The 20274-nt window shown below is 56.2% G+C and carries 16 protein-coding genes; 6 read left to right on the plus strand and 10 right to left on the minus strand.

All coding sequences use genetic code 11. The features are described from left to right. Positions 1-81: 81 nt before the first annotated feature. Complete coding sequence (adhP, locus tag HZU72_RS07850) at positions 82-1110, plus strand: alcohol dehydrogenase AdhP (RefSeq protein WP_180091281.1); 1029 nt, start codon at positions 82-84, stop codon at positions 1108-1110. A gap of 97 nt (positions 1111-1207) precedes the next feature. On the opposite strand, the gene dauA is transcribed toward adhP, so the two are convergent. The 3 genes from dauA to HZU72_RS07865 form a co-directional block, all read right to left on the minus strand. Next, positions 1208-2935 carry a C4-dicarboxylic acid transporter DauA gene (gene dauA / locus HZU72_RS07855; protein ID WP_180091282.1) on the minus strand — a complete coding sequence of 576 codons (1728 nt, stop codon included), beginning with the start codon at positions 2933-2935 and terminating at the stop codon, positions 1208-1210. A 153-nt stretch (positions 2936-3088) separates the two neighbouring features. Then, positions 3089-5137: a choline BCCT transporter BetT gene (betT, locus tag HZU72_RS07860; RefSeq protein WP_180091283.1), complete on the minus strand. Its 2049-nt coding sequence runs from the start codon at positions 5135-5137 to the stop codon at positions 3089-3091. Positions 5138-5342: 205 nt separating this feature from the next. After that, complete coding sequence (locus tag HZU72_RS07865) at positions 5343-5741, minus strand: hypothetical protein (protein WP_180091284.1); 399 nt, start codon at positions 5739-5741, stop codon at positions 5343-5345. A gap of 191 nt (positions 5742-5932) precedes the next feature. Between HZU72_RS07865 and HZU72_RS07870 the strand changes: the two genes are divergently transcribed. Beyond that, positions 5933-6895 carry an alpha/beta hydrolase gene (locus tag HZU72_RS07870; protein WP_180091285.1) on the plus strand — a complete coding sequence of 321 codons (963 nt, stop codon included), beginning with the start codon at positions 5933-5935 and terminating at the stop codon, positions 6893-6895. Here the strand turns inward: HZU72_RS07870 and HZU72_RS07875 are convergent. The 4 genes from HZU72_RS07875 to HZU72_RS07890 all read right to left on the minus strand — a co-directional run bounded on the left by HZU72_RS07875 (position 6880) and on the right by HZU72_RS07890 (position 13402). Beyond that, positions 6880-7575, minus strand: a complete 696-nt coding sequence (locus HZU72_RS07875) for a response regulator (RefSeq protein ID WP_180091472.1) — start codon at positions 7573-7575, stop codon at positions 6880-6882. The two genes, HZU72_RS07870 and HZU72_RS07875, sit on opposite strands and share 16 nt — an antisense overlap. An 87-nt stretch (positions 7576-7662) precedes the next feature. Further along, positions 7663-9069, minus strand: a complete 1407-nt coding sequence (locus HZU72_RS07880; RefSeq protein ID WP_180091286.1) for an ATP-binding protein — start codon at positions 9067-9069, stop codon at positions 7663-7665. After that, on the minus strand, positions 9069-12191 hold the full coding sequence (locus HZU72_RS07885; protein ID WP_180091287.1) for an efflux RND transporter permease subunit: 3123 nt from the start codon (positions 12189-12191) through the stop codon (positions 9069-9071). Before HZU72_RS07885 ends, HZU72_RS07880 begins: the two co-directional genes overlap by 1 nt. After that, positions 12188-13402, minus strand: coding sequence for an efflux RND transporter periplasmic adaptor subunit (locus tag HZU72_RS07890; RefSeq protein WP_180091288.1), 1215 nt, complete (start codon positions 13400-13402; stop codon positions 12188-12190). The genes HZU72_RS07885 and HZU72_RS07890 overlap by 4 nt, the downstream gene beginning before the upstream one ends. Positions 13403-13638: 236 nt before the next feature. Between HZU72_RS07890 and HZU72_RS07895 the strand changes: the two genes are divergently transcribed. Next, positions 13639-14229, plus strand: a complete 591-nt coding sequence (locus tag HZU72_RS07895) for a TetR/AcrR family transcriptional regulator (protein ID WP_180091289.1) — start codon at positions 13639-13641, stop codon at positions 14227-14229. A gap of 22 nt (positions 14230-14251) precedes the next feature. On the opposite strand, the gene HZU72_RS07900 is transcribed toward HZU72_RS07895, so the two are convergent. After that, a complete protein-coding gene (locus tag HZU72_RS07900; RefSeq protein WP_180091290.1) occupies positions 14252-15055 on the minus strand; it encodes a helix-turn-helix domain-containing protein in 804 nt (267 codons plus the stop codon). A gap of 108 nt (positions 15056-15163) precedes the next feature. Then, on the minus strand, positions 15164-16174 hold the full coding sequence (locus tag HZU72_RS07905; RefSeq protein WP_180091291.1) for a zinc-binding alcohol dehydrogenase family protein: 1011 nt from the start codon (positions 16172-16174) through the stop codon (positions 15164-15166). Between the two features lie 122 nt (positions 16175-16296). On the opposite strand from HZU72_RS07905, the gene HZU72_RS07910 reads away from it, so the two are divergent. Next, complete coding sequence (locus HZU72_RS07910) at positions 16297-17181, plus strand: LysR family transcriptional regulator (protein ID WP_180091292.1); 885 nt, start codon at positions 16297-16299, stop codon at positions 17179-17181. Between the two features lie 118 nt (positions 17182-17299). Next, complete coding sequence (locus HZU72_RS07915; RefSeq protein ID WP_180091293.1) at positions 17300-18184, plus strand: alpha/beta fold hydrolase; 885 nt, start codon at positions 17300-17302, stop codon at positions 18182-18184. A 27-nt stretch (positions 18185-18211) separates the two neighbouring features. Here the strand turns inward: HZU72_RS07915 and fabF are convergent, their stop codons facing one another. After that, on the minus strand, positions 18212-19483 hold the full coding sequence (gene fabF, locus HZU72_RS07920) for a beta-ketoacyl-ACP synthase II (RefSeq protein ID WP_180091294.1): 1272 nt from the start codon (positions 19481-19483) through the stop codon (positions 18212-18214). Between the two features lie 81 nt (positions 19484-19564). Between fabF and HZU72_RS07925 the strand changes: the two genes are divergently transcribed. Then, complete coding sequence (locus HZU72_RS07925) at positions 19565-20206, plus strand: TetR/AcrR family transcriptional regulator (RefSeq protein ID WP_180091295.1); 642 nt, start codon at positions 19565-19567, stop codon at positions 20204-20206. Positions 20207-20274 lie beyond the last annotated feature (68 nt).

The following is a 20274-nucleotide window of genomic DNA, read 5'->3' on the forward strand; positions in this document are numbered from 1 at the left end:
TATTGTCAGTCCCCCTGACGCTGACTTTACCGATAAGAGCAGTGCTTAAACTGCCTATCGTAAACTATTAGGAGTTGCATCATGGATAGCACAATGCGCGCGGCGGTCGTTCGTGAGTTCGGCCAGCCGTTGGTCATAGAAGAAGTTGACGTACCTCGCCCCAAGCAGGGCGAAGTATTGATGAAAGTGGCGGCCTCTGGTGTTTGCCATACCGATTTACACGCTGCTCACGGCGATTGGCCGGTCAAACCCTCGCCGCCGTTTATTCCAGGGCACGAAGGGGTTGGTCATATCGTGGCGGTGGGCGAAGGTGTCTCCCACGTCAAAGAGGGCGATCGTATCGGTGTGCCCTGGCTCTATTCGGCCTGCGGCTACTGTGAGCACTGTTTAGGCGGTTGGGAGACGCTGTGCGAGTCCCAGCAGAATACCGGCTACAGCGTTAACGGCGGGTTCGCGGACTACACCTTAGCGGATGCCGGCTATGTGGGGAGGTTGCCGGATGCCATTGATTTTATTGAAATAGCCCCGGTGCTGTGTGCTGGGGTAACGGTTTATAAAGGCCTGAAGATGACCGATACCCGCCCCGGCCAGTGGGTGGTGATTTCGGGCATTGGTGGCCTGGGCCATATGGCGGTGCAGTACGCCAAAGCGATGGGGTTGAACGTGGCGGCTGTCGATATTGATGACGGTAAGCTAGCCCTGGCCGAGCGTTTAGGTGCCACGGTAACTGTTAACGCCATGAAAACCGACCCAGCGGCCTACCTGAAGAAAACCATTGGTGGCGCTCACGGTGCCTTGGTGACAGCGGTGTCGCCGAAGGCGTTTGATCAAGCGCAGAATATGCTACGCCGTGGCGGCACACTGGTGCTTAATGGCCTACCACCGGGTGACTTCCCGCTGCCAATCTTTAGCACAGTGCTCAACGGTATTACCATACGCGGCTCCATCGTTGGCACACGCAGCGACCTGCAGGAAGCGCTGGACTTCGCCGCCGAAGGCAAGGTTAAGGCCACGGTCGCAACCGATACGCTGGACAATATCAACGATGTCTTCCAGCGCATGATCGACGGCAAGATCGAAGGCCGCATCGTGTTGGATATGGCTAGCTGACATCGTTTTAGTGACGTATTTTAGGGGGAGGAAACTCCCCTTTTTAATTCCGACAGTGTCACTGCACAGGCGTGATTTAATTCTCGCCGTTCTCCAGTCAGCCCAGCCAACGGCGCGCCATTCGCTCTGCGTGGGCAAGGTTGCTGACGACCGCTAACTTACCCGCTTCGCGTTGAATGCCTGCACGCTTTATTTTCAGCGCCAGGCGCGGCGCCAGCCCTACAAATATTACCCCCACCTCATGCTCGCCCAGCTCGCGGCGCAGTGTATCCAGCGCCACCATGGCGGTGGTATCCAGGCTGGGGACATCGCGCATATCCAGAACGACGATTTTTACGCTGTGGTCAATCACTCTGAGTGTGGCAATGGCCTTTTCTGCTGCGCCAAAAAACAGCGGCCCGCTTATCTTATAAAGTGCCACTTCCGGCGGGAAGTTCTCGCCAGTGTTGGGTGCCGCTAAGCGTTGGGTATGAGTCAGCTGTGCCATTCGACGAATAAACAGCGCGGCGGCTAGGCCAATACCCACGGCCACGGCAATCACCATGTCGAAAACAACCGTGAGTGCGAAGCAGATCACCAATACCCAAACATCGCTGGCGGGGGCGCTTTTCAGCGTATGCATAAAGTGGCTCGCCTCGCTCATGTTCCAGGCGATGATAAAGAGCAGGGCGGCCAGAGCGGCCATGGGTACATATCCCAGCACTCCCGCGAGCACGACCACGGCAAGTAGCACCACGACTGAATGCACCACCGCAGCGAGAGGTGAAAAGGCACCGCTTTTGATATTAGTCGCAGTGCGGGCAAGGGCCGCCGTGGCGGTAATGCCGCCGAAGAAGGGCACCACCATATTGCCCAGCCCCTGGCCAATTAGCTCGGCATTAGGATCATGGCGGGTGCGAGTTAAACCATCTGCCACCACGGCACACAGCAGCGACTCAATGGCCGCCAGCAGCGCAATCGCCAGTGCCGGGCCAAGCAGTGCCTGAATCAGTGCAAAGTCGATCTCAAGCGGCGTGCCATCGGCCCCAGGGAAATGCCACGGTGCGCTAAAGCCAGGCGCGAAGGGTGGAATGCCGCTGCCGCTTTCGCCCTGATACTCCCAGCTAAAGCGCGAGGCGATAGTATCGACCTCGACGCCACCCACCAGCAGCAAGGTGGCCGCCAGGGTGCCCACCGCCAAGCCAACCAGCGGGGCTGGAACTGGGGTATTCATACGGGGCCAGATTAACAGCGTTGCCAAGGTCACAAGCCCGACGCTGATTTCAGCCAGTGACAGAGTGGGCAGTGCTCGACCAATCAGCAGTAGGTTATACAGAGTGCTGTCACCTAGTTCCACGCCGGCCAAGCCAAGAAAATCAGGCAGTTGCAGCAACGCAATGACGACGCCAATGCCCGCTGTAAAGCCAAGAATGACCGGGTAGGGGACGTACTGAATCAGACTGCCCAGCCGCGACAGCCCCAGCGCGACCAAAATGGCGCCTGCCATAAAGGTAGCAATCAGCAGCCCGCCCAAACCATGATTGGCCACAATGGGAAATAGGATCACCACAAAGGCGGCGGTAGGGCCAGATATATTAAACCGCGAACCGCCGGTTAAGGCGATCACCGCGCCCGCCACGATGGCAGTGTACAACCCGTGCTGAGGTGGTACGCCAGTGGCGATGGCCAGCGCCATGGAAAGCGGTACCGCCACCACGCCAATCGTCAGACCTGCCATTACATCCCGCTTGAATTTGGCCAGCGTATAGCCTTCACGCCAGGCGTTTACTAACGCGCGGCCAGGCAGCGGGAAAACGTATCCCGAAGGTCGATGGACACGGGACATAGGGTCAGCCTCCTAAAAACAGGGAAAACAAGCCATTACGCTACGCCTGCGCTGAAATTTGCACAACAAGTCGTTAGTCGCGGAGCCGTTCGCGCACAAAAAATCCCGGCACGTGGCCGGGATTCGTCTTTTAGGCTAAGCGCAGACGCTTACTTATATCTGCGAGTCTTCCGGTGGTTCGCCGATGGTGCCAGGCATCGCCTGGACATGGCCCATCTGCTCACCGGCCAAGGTGAGGAAGTGTAAGTGGCGCTCATACTCAGCCACCAAATCACCAATCACTTGGCCACGGGTATAACCGTTAAGGTCTTTATCTTGTCCACCTTCCGCCAGATAGACATCCAGACGTACATAGAAGTCATCATCGGCAGGGATGAAGCTTGGTGTGCGCATACGGTGCGGACACACTTGGTAGACAAAGCTGGTGGCGTCACCGAAGTCGACCTGAAGCATCAGGTTTGGTAGCGTCTCGCCCTCAACGTGTTCTTCGGTCACATTGGCGGTTTGGCCACGGCTTTCAAGCTCCTGAGCAAACTGGGTCATCGCTGGGCGAATGGAGTGTTCAATCGTCGCAGCGGCACCCGCACGATTCGAGGTATCCAGGGCGCGATCCAGGCGCTCTCGCCAGTCGCCGCCGGGGGCTCCACCGGCAATCATACGGCGGGCATCGGCTTTTTTGCCTTCCAGTTTCAGCGCTTTATACATCCCCACCATCACTGCGAAAATAACTAATGAGAAGGGCAGTGCGGTGATAACGACGGCGCTCTGAAGCGCGTTCAAGCCACCGGCCATCAGCAGAGCTATAGTGATCAATCCGATCGTTGCAGACCAGAAAATACGCAGCTTTACCGGCGCATCGTGGTTCACGTCGCTCAAAATAGAGGTGAAGTTGGCCAGAACCAGCGCGCCGGAGTCCGCTGAGGTAATAAAGAAGACGATGCCCAGCACGGTGACAACTGCCGCGGTTAGGCCAACGTAAGGGTAGTACTCAAGCAGTGTGTAAAGCGTGGTTTGCGGTGTGTTAAGGGCCTGCTCACCCAGCTCGGCCACGCCTTGGTTGGCGACCAGCTCGATGCCGCTGTTACCAAATACCGACATCCACACCATCATAAAGGCCAGCGGAATGAACAAGGCGCCTGCGACAAACTCACGAATGGTACGGCCACGAGAAATACGCGCCAGGAACAGACCGACGAAAGGCGTCCAGGCAATCCACCAGCCCCAGAAGAAGATCGTCCACCACATCTTCCACTCTTGGGCGCCCTCATCGGCAAAGGCGTAGGTATCAAAACTTGCACCGACAAAACCGGATAGATAATCACCGGCGTTATTGACCACTTTATCCAGCAGTACCAGGGTGTCGCCTGCAAAGAGCACAAACAGCATCAGCGCCAATGCCAGCAGCATATTGAACTCAGAGAGGCGGCGAATGCCTTTCTCAACGCCGGTCACCACAGATATTGTTGCTAATACCACCACCAGTACAATCAAAATCACCTGCACTGTGAGCGTTTCCGGTACACCGAACATATAGGTGAGGCCGTAGTTGAGCTGCATCACCCCGATACCCAGGCTGGTAGCAATGCCGAACACGGTAGAAATGACCGCGGTAATGTCCACCGCGTTGCCAATGGGGCCGTGGATACGCTTCCCTAGAATTGGGTAGAGCGCACTACGTATCGCCAGCGGCAAGCGATGACGATAGCTAAAGTAGGCCAGCGCCATACCCATCAACACGTACAGCCCCCAGCCAGAGAGCCCCCAGTGCAGATAGGTTTGAACGACGGCGTTACGCATCGCGGCCTGGCTTTCCGGGGCTAAATCCGGCGGTGCCAAATAGTGGGCCACTGGCTCGGCAACGCTGAAGAACAGCAGGTCGATACCGATACCCGCGGCAAACAGCATGGCTGACCAGGAGAGTAGCGAAAACTCGGGGCGTGAGTGATCGGGCCCTAGGCGAATACTGCCAAAGCGTGACATGCCAATAGCAACCACAAAGACCAGGTAGGCAACAATCGCCAGCATGTAGTACCAGCCAAAGGTTTTACTGACCCAGGCAAGCCCGGCATCAAAAAAAGCACCGGCTTGCTCGGTGAACAGCATGGTGAGTACTAAAAAGATAACGATACCCGCCACACTGCCGTGGAAAACCACGGGATTGAGGCGGTCGCGGGAGGGGAGGATAGGGTTGTCTTTCGCCATGCAGGCGGACTCCTGTTGTTGAAAGATAGACTTTTATTTTGAATGAACGTTCAAATAAAATACGCGATTATGCATCCCCCTTCAAGTTAACCCCCCTTCGTTGGGTTGAATTAGCGTGGAGTTAGCAGTGTGCTGACGAAAGTACAGACACAAAAACGCCCGGAAAAACCGGGCGATGGATCTTGGTTTGAGGCTTGGCCTGCGTTTATTCGCTATCGGCGTTCTCATCACTATTACCCTCGTGATGACCACGTTTACCGTGCTTACCACGATACTCTTCATGGGCTTCTTGCATAGCGTTGCGCAGTGATTGCTGCTCTTCTTCGGTAAGAATTTCAGCTACCCGTTCGTGATGCTCTTCACGCAGGGCCTGCATGGCTTCGCGATGTTCAGCATGTGCTTCGTTAAGCTCAGCCTGTTTCTCTGCTGAGATATCAGCGTGCTCGTACACTTCCTGGCGACGCTCCTCCATGCGCTCTTCCATGCGTTCGCGATCAGGGCCTTGCCCTTCATGGTCACCGTGGCTATGTGCTTGAGCGGTAAACGCTAATGGAGCAATGGCGATAGCCAGCAGGGCGGGGGCAAACAGTTGGCGAATTGACATTTTCCTAACTCCTGAAATCTGTTTAGCACTTGAAATGTTCATAGCATCTCTCCTGGTGAGTTGACGATGACAGTATCGCTAGGCGGCGTGCAAACCGTTTGCAGATAGTGTGCAACAATCATGATCTTATTGGCTTGTTGTAGGTCGTAGTCGTTAGGTGAGGGGCCACCTACTTTTCAGGGAGAAGCATCATGTTGCGAACCGAGCAACTTCGCGTATGGCAGCAGCGTTGGGCGTTAACCTCTCTGCGCCGCGTGACTGGCCTGGGGGCCATTGCCTTAATGCTGAGTGCTTGTAGCGCTGCCCAACACGTTAGCCATGGTGAGCCCGCGATTGAAAGCAATGCGCTGCGCGACCCCCAGCCTTTTACGCGCTTGTCACCTGCCACTTATACGCCCGAAGAGTGGCCCCAGGCGTTAACAGCTGATGTTTATCTACCCGACGACTCTCTCGGTGGGTTGCGACCTGCTGCCTTAGTGGTGCATGGCGGCGGCTGGCGTAATCGTAAACCGGAAGATATGCAGGGCATTGCTGAGCGCTTAGCAGGGCAAGGCTATGTGGCGGTTAATATTGAGCACCGCTTTGCACCGGAGTATCGCTTCCCCAGTCAACTGCACGACTTGCAACAGGCGATGGCCTGGATTCACGCCAATGCCGATGAGTGGCAGGTGGATACGAGCCGTATTGTCGGGGTGGGGTTTTCATCGGGGGCGCATTTAGTGAGTTTGCTGGCAGTGGCGGGAGTAGAGGGGCCGCTGGCTGAACCTTACGGCGGTGAGCAGAGCCGTTTGGCTGCGGTATTGGCTGGAGGACTACCTAGTGATTTGCTTAAGTTTGACGATGGACGCTTAGTCGTCGACTTTATCGGTGGTACCCGCTCTGAAGAAAACGAAGCGTATCGCCTAGCCTCTCCCGCACGGCAAATTACCCCACAGTCGCCGCCATTTTTTCTGTTTCACGGCAAGTGGGATCAACTGGTGCCGGTGGATCACGCCACGGACTTCTATCAAGCCCTGCAGAATAATAACATCGAGAGCGAGTTATATCTGCAGCGCTGGCGCGGCCACTTTGCCAGCTTTCTACTCAGCAGCGGCGCCATTGATGCAGGTATTGCGTTTCTTAATCGGCAGGTAAAACTTTATCCCTCCGGCTGATACTTATAGCCGACGCCATACACCGAACGGATGATTTCCAGTTCTGGCAGCGCTTCGTGGATCTTCTTGCGCAGCTTTTTGATGTGGCTGTCTACGGTGCGTTCCGAGACGATGCGGTTGTCGCGATACATATGATCCATTAGCTGCTCGCGGCTGAAAATTCGGCCCGGCGCCTGCATCATTACCCGCAATAGCTGGAACTCCACCGCCGTTAGGCCTAAATCCTGCCCGTGGGCGAGCGCCTGCCAGCCATCTTCGTTTAATACCACTGGTGCGTTTTGCACCTTGGCTGGGGCATCGGCCGCCGCTTGGCTACGGCGTAGTACCGCTTTGACCCGTGCGACGACTTCCCGGGGGCTAAACGGCTTGCAGATATAGTCATCGGCACCTAGTTCCAGCCCTAGCAAGCGGTCGACCTCTTCTACCTTGGCGGTGACCATGATGATGGCAATGGCAGGCCACTGCTGGCGTATTTCCCGACTGAGGGTGAGGCCATCTTTTCCTGGCAGCATGATATCGAGGAGTACCAACGCAGGGGAGTGCTGCTCCAGCCACGGTATCACCTCATCGCCATGGCCCAGGGTGGTGACCTCAAAACCGTGGGTGGTTAAGTAGTCCGCCATTAGGCGGGCAATCTTCGGTTCATCCTCGACAATCAGTAAAGAGGCAGCATGAGACATAAAGGTAGACTCGCTTAACAGTGAACGTGAAAGCATGGCTTAACGGTTCTTGTCATATCAGTTATTGAAATATTAATCCCGGAAATACTAATCAGCAGCCAACAGAGGGAAACGCAGTGTCCAACGTAGCCCCCCTAGCGTTGAGATAGAGGGCGTTAGCGTTGCACCATGGGCATTGACCAGGGCGCTCGCAATGGAGAGCCCCAAGCCGCTGCCGCCGCTGGCACGGCTGCGCGAGCCTTCCACACGATAGAGCCGCTCGGTTAAGCGTACTAGTTCTTCCTCTGGCACGCCCGGCGTGCTGTCTTCCCAGGTGACCACTGCCATCCCTTGCTGGGCGGTGAGCGTGACACGCAGCTCGCCCGGGGGTTGGGTGTAGGCGCAGCTGTTATCCAACAGGTTGTTCCACAGCTGGCGCAGGCGTTGGGCATCGCCACGAATCATAATGCCAGTCTCGATCTGTTCGGTCAGCGTTAAACCGCTTTCGACTAACCAGCGGTCAGCGTCGGTCAGACGGCAGGCAAGGCAGTCGCTAAGATCCATCGGCGCCAACTGAATATCCAGCGCGCCAGCATCGCTTTGCGATAGCAAACGTAAATCCGCCACTAAGCGCTCTAGCTGCCCCACTTCCTGGGCGAGGGAGCTAAGGTTCTCCTGATTCAATGGACGAATCCCATCCTGCATGGCTTCGATCTCGCCGCGCAGCACCGCCAGCGGCGTGCGCAGCTCGTGGGCGGTATCAGAAACCCAGCGAGCGCGGGCATCGCGGCTGGCTTCCAGCGTTGCCGCTAATACGTTGAAGTCGCGTGCCAAGCGCGATAGCTCATCACGGCCACGCTCAGGCAGTCGAGCGCGATAGTCGCCCTCGGTAAGCCGCAGCGTGGCACCCGCCAGTGCCCGAGTGCGTCGCCCCAGCCACCAGGAGAGCCCGCCTGCCAGCAGCAGTGAGGCAACGCAGAGTGATATCACGATAAGCACCAAGTTACGCTGTTGGCGCTCAAGGAAGCGGCTCTCCATACGCTCCATCATTTCTCGCGGCGGCCGAAAACCCAGCGAGCCGATATCGGTATCGCCGCTGCGAAGGGTGAGCCAATGCCAACTGCCCGAACCTTCGCGCCCGCTCTTGGGCGGTACCACAAAACGGCCATCCGTCGCGCGCAGGGTGAAGTCCCGCGCCTCACCGAGTGGCGAGGGGCGGTCACTATGCTCCTGACCCAGTTCAAAGCGAACAATAAATGGCCAGCGTTCCGGTGACTGCTCCAGCCATCCCCAGCTCTGCTGGGTTTCCCAGCGAGTCACGAGGCCGTCAGCCAGCAGTGTGGCACGACGCTCTTGGGCCTGGTTGAGGTAGTCGAGAAAGCCGCGATCAATACTGTACGAGACAGCAAGAAACATACTGGCTGAGATCGCTACATTGACGCTGAGAATTATGACGAACAGCTTTAGCCCCAGCCGAGAGGGGCGCCATTGACGTATGGCTGTGAGCAAGGCCATCAGTGGGCTCCTTCTTCTTGGCTAGGCTTTTTATCTAGTGTGGGTTGGCGTGGCGCGCTGAGTCGCTCGCGAACATTCTCCATGCCTAGATAGAGGCAGGGCACCAGGATCAGCAGTATCACGGTGGCGAAAAGCATACCGAAGCCGAGCGAGATCGCCATGGGGATCATAAAGCGCGCCTGTCTGGACGTTTCCAAGATCATCGGTGCCAGACCTAAAAAGGTCGTCAGCGTGGTCATCATTATCGGGCGTAAGCGGCGGGTGGCTGCTGCCACAATGGCTTCCCGGGCGGCCATGCCCTCACGGCGTTTGCGGTTGGCGTAATCAATCAGCACCAAGGCGTCGTTAATGACCACGCCTGAGAGAGCCAGCATACCCAGCAGGCTAATGATGGATAGCCCGAAGCCCATGATCATATGTCCAGCGACGGCACCAACAATGCCAAAGGGGATCGCGGCCAGCACCAGCAGCGGCTGCAGGTAGCTTCTAAACGGGATCGCCAGCAGTGCATAAAGCGCGGCAATCATTAACCACATTGAGGTTTTCAGGGTCGCTAGGTTGTCGGCGGTGTCTTGCTGGCGCCCGCCCATGCTGACTTCCAGCCCCGGCCACGTGGAGGTGAGGTTGGGAAACGCCTCTTCCTGGAGCGTGGAGAGCACTTGATTGATGGCCACATCGCTTTCCGAGTCAGCGGTGACGGTAATAATTCGCCGCCCGTTAATGCGTTCAAGGCTGCTAGAGGCTTGGCTGATGGTAATGTCGGCCACTCGCGATAGCGGTACACTCAACCCATCGGGCGTGCGCACCGGCATGCGGTAGAGCTCATTCAAACTGTCGCGGTTGTCGTTGGGTAAACGTACCTCAACGCTGATTTCGCTACGTCCCACGTACTGTTCAAGCGCAGTGGCGCCCTGGAGTGGCCCGCGCAGGGCTTGGGCCAGATTATTACCCGTGAGCCCCAAGGCGCGGCCCTCAGCAGAAAGGCGCATTTCCAGCTGCGGTTTACCGTCTCCCAGGCCGCTGTCGATATCCGTGAGGCCATAGCCGCCCAACGTTTCCGCTAAGCGTTCGGCGGCGGCTTCCAGCACCTGAGTATCCGGGTGCGAAAGACGTAGGCTGAGGGCCGCGCCGCTACCGGGTCCGCCGACATCGGCTTCAAAACGAACCGACTGGGCGCCGAGTAAATCGCCAGTGAGATCACGCCACTCCCGGGCGATACGCGAGGGTGGCCACGCTTCCAGGCTCTCGCTAGCAATATCCAAACGCACTTCCAAACTTTCGCCATCTAAGCGGCTGCGTGAGCTGCTGAAGCTTAGCGTCTCTTCGCGATCGCTGAGGGCATCGGCGGCGTTGAGCAACTGCTGGCTAAGCTCGCGGCTAACGTTGATATTGCTACCAATGGGCAGGGTGACCGTGGCCTGCACCTGATCCGATTCGACCCGTGGCATCAGGGAAAAGCCCAGACGCCCACTCATCGCCCAGGAGAGCGCGATCAACAGAATCGCGATGCCCAGCGAAATACTGAGCAGGCGCTGATTGAGGGCGCGTTGCAAAAACGGCTCAAACTGGCGATAGGTGAAGTGATGCAAGCCGCCCTGGAGGCGTTGACGAAGTGATTCAAGTGGGCGTTGCCACACCGGGGTTTGGCGCGGTTTTCGGCTATGCGCCAGGTGAGCAGGCAGAATCACCAAGGCTTCCAGCCAGGAGATCAAGAATACCGTCACTACTACCACCGGCACGGTGGCAAAAATCAACCCCAAAAAGCCGGGTAAAAATAGCAGCGGCAGGAAGGCGACGATATTGGACAGAATCGCGAAGGTTAGCGGGGTGGCAATTTCGCTGGCACCTTTGACCGCCGCATCGCGCAGTGAGTAACCCTCCTCCCGGTAGCTGTAGATATTCTCGCCAACGATAATGGCGTCATCTACCACGATCCCCAGGGCGATAATAAAGGCGAACATCGACATCATGTTGAGCGAGACGCCGATCCAGGGTAGAAACAGCATGGCACCCAGAAACGCCGTTGGGATGCCCAGGGTGACCCAGAACGCCAACCGCGCTTCCAAAAATAGCGCCATGAGTACTAATACCAGCGCTAACCCCATCCAGGCGTTTTTTAACAGCAGGCTAAGTCGATCTTCGTAAACTTCTGAGCTATCGCGGGAAATATCCAGGCTAACGCCTTCCGGCATACCTGCGCGTAGGCGCTCAAGCTCACCGTTGACCGCTTCTGAAATACTGGTTGGGGTTTGATCACCAATCTGGTAAACATCCACAGAGAGGCCGGGCTGGCCATTATAAAACTCCTCTCGGTCGGTTTCGGCAAAGCCATCGCTGACCCTGGCGATCTCGCCCAGTGTAATCGGTGCCCCCTGGGTGCTGGTCAGAATCGGCAGCTCGGCAAAGGCCTCGGCGCTGTTACGCCGCCCCTGATAGCGAATCAGCCATTCACCTTCTTCCGTTGTGAGCTGGCCACTAGCGAGATCAAGGGCTTCTTCGGCAATGCGGCTGGCAAGTTCCTGGTGATCGAGGCCATAGCGCTCGATGGACTCTTCGTCCAAGTGGACTTGAATCTCTCGCTCGCGGTTGCCGGATAGCTCCGCACGGGAGATGCCGGAAGTGGCTTGCAGTTCACCGCGCACGTCTTCGGCCGCGTTGTGCAGTGCCTCCAGACCGACTTGGCCGTAAACCTGTAGGCTCAACACGCTGCGGGAGCGCCCCGCGAGGGTAAAGCGCGGTGGATCGGCAGCGCTGGGTAGGGTAGTGATGGCGTTCACCGCCTGCTGGATATCCTGATAGGCGCGCATCACATCCACACCATCAATCAGCGTTGCGTTGACGCTGGCGCTGCCTTCACTGGCCGTGGCGGTCAGCTCGTCGATGCCCTCTACATCGGCAATCGCGGCTTCCACCGGTAGCAGCAGGCTCTGTTCCACATCCTCCGGCGTGGCGCCAGGGTAGCTGATAGTGACTTGCACGACTTCGATGTCGAATTCAGGAAACACTTCCTTTTTAATCGCTAGCGACGCCATTAGGCCGCCGACGATAAACAGCACCATCAATAAGTTGGGGGCAACCCCGTGATCCACCATCCAAGCCAATGGGCCGCGTGGTACCTTCATGATTCATCTCCCGGTTCATCTCCTGCTTGAGCCGGGGTGTCATTGGGGCGACGAATGCGCACTAGCTGGCCTTCTCTGGGCTGGGCCAAGCCCGCGGTGACGACCTGCTGGCCGGTTTCCAAGCCGTCACGAATCAAAGCATCATCTTCCCCGCGATAAGCCAGGGTAACCGGCGTCCGGCGTAAACGATTCTCTTCATCTACCCGCCACGCGACGTCACCCGGGCGGAGAGCCGCTGAAGGTAGTGAAATAAGCTGCTCCTGAATAGCCGGTTGAAAAGAGGCGCGCAGGACATCGCCCAAACGCAGGGCAGGGCCGTCGGTCTCTAGGGCGAGCGGGTCGTTAACCGCAATCAACAGCTGTGCCTGCAAGCCATTCTCTTCAAGGCTGGGTAGCATCGAGACCAGGATTCCTTCGCGTGTGGCGCCTTCGGGCCAGCCGCGGCTGGTTAACGTAACGCTACTACCCGCTTCCAGCCACTCCGTCCACTCTCCGGGAAGCGAGGCGCGCACCCAAAACTGCTCAACGCCCACCAAGTGGACTACTTCTGTACCCTGGCTGAGCAGGCTGCCAGCGCCGAGCAGGCGCTCTTGCACCATGGCCCGCCAGGGAGCCGTGAGAGTGGCGCGTTCTACATTCAGCGCCGCTTGGTCGCGGGCCACTCGTGCTTGGGTGACTTGGGCCTGTGCTTGGCGCAGCTGCGGTTCGCGTAGTACCAGAGACCGCCGCTCTGCTGAGAGCTGACGACCAAAAGATTCGTACTCGCTGCGGGCGCGTTGCTGCTCCGCCTGCTCTAGCGCCAGTTGCGCTTGAGCATTGGCTAGTTGCGCCTCAGCATCTTCAAGGCTCAGGGCCAAGTCGGCTTGATCAATATAGGCCACCGGGGCTTGCTGCTCGACCACCTGACCGGGCACAACGTTATCAGCAAAACGCTCCAACTGGCCCGCTACACGGCTGGCCAGCATCGTCTCCTGCTCTGCTTCAACGCGCCCAAAAGCGTACAGGTTGGGTGCCTGGGAACTAGCATTCACCGTGACAACGTCTACCACACTAGGCAGAGACTCCGGCGGTGGGGTACGCTCTATGCGAGGTGGTTGAGTCATGATCCACCAAGCAAGGGCCAATGTGGTAATAAGAATCAATAATGCAGCCACAGCACCCAAACGAATGCGGCCATGTTGATTCGTAGCGTAATAGCGAGAAAGAGTCATTACCGCGCGTCATCCATTGGGAGCGAAAATTCCAGAAAAATAAGCGTATGATGCTAGCATCGCGCATTGTTAAGCAGCCATTAATCAAACAATGTGCAAATAACATGCAACTGCTACTTAACTAGGCTTTCTTACAGCTAGGTTTTCTTACAATTGGGTTCTCTTACAAATTGGTTTTCATTCACTTGGCTTTCTCTCATTTGAAAGCACTAGACTGACTGGTCTACTTTAAGCATATGAAAAATACCGCAACGCGTGACAAATTAATCGATAGCGGCGCCCAGCTGATTAGTCAGCAAGGCTACAACGCAACGGGCATTAATGCTGTTTTAAAAACCTGCGGTGTGCCTAAAGGCTCTTTCTATCACTACTTTTCTAGCAAAGAAGATTTCGGGCTGGCGGTGATCGAGCGCTTTGCCGCCAGCTATGATGAAACGTTGGTGGTGCTGCTGGAAGATAATGACACGCCGCCGCTTGAGCGTCTAAAACGCTACTTCGCGGCTGGCCGTGAGCATATGCACGAGTGCGACCACGCCACGGGCTGTTTGATCGGCAACCTTGGCCAAGAACTTTCGGGTCAGAGCGATACCTTCCGCGATGCGCTAAATCTGGTGTTTCAGCGCTGGGAGCAGCGTTTTGTGCGTTGCCTGCAAGATGCCCAGGCGCGGGGTGATATTGCCACCCATTCGGTACCAGAAGCGCTGGCCAGCTTTATTCTTACCGGCTGGGAAGGCGCTATTCTGCGCGCCAAGACGTTGAAATCCGTCGAGCCCATGGAACACTTTGAAAAGATTCTGTTCCAGCAGGTGCTGGTGCCTGCCACTTAACGTCTGCTTGAACACTCGCGCCCTAGTGGCGAGCTCGAAAGTGATGCTCATCAGCGGCCACATCATTTAGGGTTGCAGCTATTAGTGCGTCATCAAGTGAAGGGTCGTCCAGTGTTATTAAACCGCACTGTGCCAGCGCTTCGCGCAGGCTGACTTGCTCATCCAGGCGCTGATACACCACCCGCACACAGCAGGGCATACGCTCGCTGTTATCCGCCACGCCCATTTTTAAGCCGGTTAAACGCGTCACCTGGCTCTGAAAACTCGGAAACAGAATTGTCTGAGTGATCTCATGGCCGTTAAGGGTTTCGTGATCCATTAAGAACAACCGATCTGCAAGTTTAACCGCGGTGCCCACATAGCGATTGTGACATGAGCGGACGCCGGGCATGGTTTGCATCCGCTCGGTGCGCTGATAGACCACGCCACCTTCCCGTGCTTCCAGGCACACCAAAGTTCGCATTAACTGCCCCGGTCGCGACATTGAGTGATAAAGCTCAAAGTAACGGCCAATATAGCGCTCCATGCCTTCGCTGCCGCGCTGAACCAGTGCGTTCGGCCAAGGCAATGCTGCTGGGGTTGCTTCTGATATTAGTTGGCCGGTTTGCACCAGGGCACGAAAATCGTGGTGAGGAAGCGCGATATCCTCAGTGGTGACGCCAAAAAAGTGGCAAATTCGCTGAAGTGCCGCGTGGCTGGGACGGTAACGCCCACGCAGGTAGCGGTTAAACTGAGCACGGTTGATCGTTAAACGCCGACAAACCTCTGCAATAGACGGGTAGTAGCTGCAGAGCAGGCGCAGGTTGGCCACAAAATCGTCATGCATGGGGTGACTCGATTCTCTTGGTGTCGTGGCTGCCTAATGTGATGGTTCACGCCTCAGAGTGCAACGGCCCTGTGCCAGGGCCGTCGCGTCTATCAAGCGATACCTTGTTTAAAAACCTTCCAAGACCAGTTTGCCGATCGTGCGGTTGCTCTCAATAAGGGCGTGAGCGCGTTTTAGATTTTCGGCATTGATAGGGCCTAATACCTCGCCTAATGTGGTCTTTAGTCGGCCGTCATCGATCATGGCCGCTACCTCTCCAAGCAGGTCATGCTGTTTGGCGATATCTTCGGTGGTGAATAACGGGCGGGTAAACATCAGCTCCCAATGCAGTGACAGGCTTTTCATTTTGAGCTTCCGCACATCGATCAGCTCGGGGTCATCGATTAGCGCCAGTTTACCCTGGGGCTTAAGGGCTTCAATAATAGCATCGAAGTGATGATCGCTCTGGTTAAGGCTGATCACCATATCCACCCCGTCAAAGCCCGCCGCTTTAAGCGCCTGATCAAGTGGTTGGCGGTGGTCAATCACTGCGTCCGCGCCTAGCGACTTCACCCAGGATTGGCTTTCGGGCCGAGACGCCGTACCAATGACGGTAATATCGGTGAGCTGTTTGGCAAGTTGTACCAGGATTGAGCCCACACCCCCTGCTGCGCCAATCACCAACAGGCTTTTGCCTTGGGTATCGCGCATGCCCAGCTCTAGCCGGTCAAATAGCAGTTCCCAAGCGGTAATGGCGGTGAGCGGCAATGCAGCGGCCTCAGTGTCAGAGAGGCTTTTTGGCGCTAGGCTGGCGATGCGCTCATCGACCAACTGATACTCGGCGTTAGAGCCCTGGCGGGCAATATTGCCCGCATACCACACCCGGTCACCTGGCTGAAAACGCGTAACGGCGCTGCCAACGGCATCCACAATGCCCACAGAATCGTACCCCAGCACTCGCGGCTCGCCGATTTCCGGCAAGGCGCTGTTGCGTACTTTGGCATCAACGGGGTTTACGGAAATGGCGCTAACCGCAACACGAATATCGTGAACTTCTGGTGTTGGGATCGGTAACTCAATCTCTTGAAGTGCATCAGGATGATCAATAGGCAGGCTTTGGGTAAAGGCAATCGCTTTCATAATGGGGAGTCTCGTGAGTTTAGGTTGCGCCATCATGCCTGGATGTTGTTTTGCTAAAAAGAGGGGTAATCTTGCTAACAGTTTCTAATAAATTTTGAAGATAGCAGGCGCCAGGGGTTTTAATGCGTGTCGATGATTTAAAAGTGCTGACCTATGCCGCCGAGCACGGTAGCCTTTCTGCCGCTGCGCGGGAGTTAGCGATTACGCCAGCGGTGGCCAGTGTGGCCATCAAACGTTTGGAAGACGCGCTAGGCACGCGGCTATTGGTGCGCTCTACCCGCAGTTTGCGATTAACCACCGCAGGCGCGCACTACCTTGTGCACGCTAAAGCGGCGCTCAATGCTCTCAACCAAGGCGAGAAAGAACTTCACCGCGAGCGCCAAGAGATCGCTGGAGAGCTCAGTCTTGCCATGCCTTCCGACCTGGGTCGCAATGTGCTGCTGGGCTGGTTGGACACCTTTATGGCCCAGCACCCACAGTTGCATTTACGCCTGCGAGTAAGTGACCGCGTGAGTGACCTGTTCCGCCAACCCGTAGAAATCGCCCTGCGATACGGCGTTCCAGAAGACTCCAGCCTCGTCGCATTGCCGCTTAAAAGCGATAACTATCGCGTGGTATGTGCCTCTCCAGACTATATTACGCGTCATGGCCGTCCTGCTTACCCTGACGATTTACATAAGCACAACTGCCTCTGTTTCGTACTTGGCGAGCGTGTCCATAACCAGTGGAAGTTCGGCAGTGACAACATCAACGTAAAAGGCAATCGGGTGAGCGACGATGCCGAGTGTGTGCGGCGCTGGGCATTGGCTGGCGAGGGCATTGCTTACAAGTCACGGCTAGACGTTGAAGAAGATCTTCGAAATGGTCGCCTAGTGACAATGCTGGAAGACTTTCCCAGCGAGCCAACGCCGCTCTACCTTGTGTGCCCGCATCGTCTCTCATTGACGCCTGCCGTGATAGCGTTAAAAGACTTTCTTATCCAGCAGTTAAAAGGTTACAGCCGCTAGCGACTGAGGTCAGGGTTTAACATCAACTTGTATTGCGAATCACTGATATAGGCGTTTATAAAAGGGGGGGCGCGATTACGTTGTGTTAGTTACATTGCCAGCAGACCAGGAGAACACCATGTTTCATGGGTTTGAAAAACAGACACGCCACGTTAATGGCGTCGAGATCACTTTTCGAATGGGTGGCAGAGGCCCGGCACTGCTCCTGCTTCATGGCCACCCTCAGACCCACGTGATTTGGCACAAAGTCGCGGAGGAGCTTGCCCAGCACTTCACCGTTATCGCCGCGGATTTGCGCGGATACGGTGACAGCAGTAAACCCGACGATGATCCTGAGCATCTAAATTACTCCAAGCGCGCTATGGCACAGGATATGGCTGAGCTGATGAGCGCGCTGGGTTTCGAGCGTTTTAAAGTGCTGGCCCATGATCGCGGCGCGCGGGTCGCCCACCGTTTAGGTGTTGACCACGCTGCGCAAGTAGAGCGCATGGTGTTGCTGGATATCGCCCCGACGCTGGCGATGTATCGCGGCACCAACGAGGCCTTTGCACGCAGTTACTGGCACTGGTTCTTCTTGATTCGTCCCCAGCCGCTGCCGGAAATGCTGATCCAGAGCGATCCCGCCCAATATCTGAAAAGCGTAATGGGCGCCCGCAGTGCCGGTATGGCGCCTTTCTCCTCAGAAGCCCTGGCCGAATATGAGCGCTGCTTGTCGCTCCCCGGTACCGCCACCGGTATTTGCGGCGATTACCGTGCCAGTGCCACGATTGATTTAGCGCACGATCAGGCAGATATCGACGCCGGCGTAAAACTCACCTGCCCTATCAAAGTGATGTGGGGCGCGGAAGGCGCCGTTGAAGCCTGCTTCGATGCTTCAAGCGAGTGGCAGAAAGTCGCCACCGATGTAGAAGGCAAAGCGCTGCCTTGCGGCCACTACATCGCCGAGGAAATCCCCGAAATACTGCTTGAGGAAGCGCTGCCGTTTCTAGGTAAGGTAGATTGATGGCAGAAAGGTTTATCTACTGCCTCTTTAACGTTCAATACTGCTGACGATAAGCGCCGCATTAACGCCACCAAAACCGAACCCGTTGCACAATACATGCTTGGTGATGTGCTTATGATGAGTCGCCGTGACGAAGGTTAGATCCTGCATATCATCATCGCAGTGCTCAAGATTGATGGTGGGCGGAAGCTGCTGCGTATTGGCGGCGAATACAGAAAAAATACTCTCAATGCCCCCCGCTGCGCCTAATAGATGACCTGTGGCGGCCTTCGTTGCCGAAATAGGGATGGCGGGCAAGCGCTCACCAAATACGTTACGCAAGGAGGCAATTTCAGCCCGGTCGCCAACGGGTGTCGAGGTGGCGTGGGCATTGATATGGTCAATAGCATCAGTAGATAGGTTCGCCATCCCTAGCGCTGCTTGAATAGCTGCTGCTGCGCCAGCCCCATCTTTTGGGCCTGCCGTCAGGTGGTAGGCATCCGCGCTGGTACCGTAGCCGCTGATCACCGCTAACGGCGTTGCACCCCGCGCGAGGGCATGCTCAAGCGTTTCGATCACCATAACGCCAGCGCCTTCTCCCATCACAAAACCGTTACGGGCTTTATCAAAGGGCCTGGACGCGCGTTCAGGGTTGTCTGCTTCTGTGGAAACGGCCTTTAGAGCGTTGAAGCTGGTGAGTGAAAGAGGGTCAATACAAGCCTCGGCGCCGCCTACAACGGCAATATCGGCTTCTCCGTTGCGTATGATGCGCATACCGTCACCAATGGCCTGTAGGCCTGCCGCGCAAGCTGTAACCGGGCATCCCAGAGGGCCTTGAAAGCCATAGCGAATGGAGAGATTGCCAGCCGCCAAATTGGCCAGAAAGGCGGGCACAGTAAAGGGGGAGAGTTTGCGATAGCCGCGCTCAGCAAGGGTTTTTTGAGCTTGTGTAATGGTAGGGAAGCCGCCAATGCCAGAGCCAATAATGGTGGCCGTTCTGCGTTTTTGAGCCTGCCCAACGGGGAACCAGTTGGCCTGTGACAGTGCCTCATGGGCTGCTGCTAACGCATAAAGGCTGAACAGATCCATTTTGCGCTGCTCTTTGGGGTCGGCTATCTCATTCAGGTCAATACCGCCGGTGGGGTCGTGGTTAATGCTCGGCACCACCCCGGCAATTTTGATCGGGATATTGCTGGTGTCAAATCGGTCAATGGTGCTGATGCCAGACTGGCCGTCAACCAGTCGCTGCCAACTTTTATTGACGCTGTTGCCTAGCGGGCTGACCATACCCATGCCGGTAATCACGATAGGTGAGTGCATAGTGGCTCCTAATTTATTGATATGGTCACCCTAGCAATGGGCAGTATATGATCAAGATAATATTTAGCTGACGAGGTAGATATGCCTTATCCCAAGAGCCATAAATCGAAAACCAAAGAGCGCATTTTGGCTTCGGCGACGGAGCTATTTAGCCGCAATGGGTTTCAAAAGGTATCGATTGGCCAGATAATGAAGTTAGCGAAGATGACCCACGGCGCCTTTTACGCCCATTTCGCTTCAAAAGAGGCCCTTTACAATGAGTCTGTTCGCCTGACCATTGATAACAGCCGGGCGGCTAGACTGGTAAAAGGCCCGCTTTCGTTACAGCATTTAACCGAATTAGTCGCCAACTACTGCAATCTCCAAGAGTTGGAGGCTAAGCATAGGCCGGGGCCTGAAGCGGTACTGTTCAACGAAATAGGCAGTGAAAAAGCAGAAATCCGCACCCTGTTTGAAGCGTCTTATATGAGTATGAAAAAGATGCTTGAAACCCGTTTAATAGCACTGAGCAAGTTGAAACAACTCCCTTTTGCCAATGACCGCAACGCGATTGCTGATAAATCCCGGGTTATATTGGCTTCCCTGGTAGGGGCCGTCGCCATTGCCAAAAGTCTGCCGGGAGAAGTGGAGCGCAAGCAGGTGTTGATAGCCACACAACGCCAGATTTTACTAATGCTCGGGGTCAGCGAAACCGAGGCAGAGCGTATGCTGCAAGCACAGTAATTCCTTCCTCTCCTGGAGAGATCGCCAAGATGCTGCTGTAGCAAGCACTGCCGTTTTCGCACGACGAG

Origin of the sequence: Vreelandella sedimenti (assembly GCF_013416325.1) — a bacterium.
Classification (GTDB): Bacteria; Pseudomonadota; Gammaproteobacteria; order Pseudomonadales; family Halomonadaceae; genus Vreelandella; species Vreelandella sedimenti.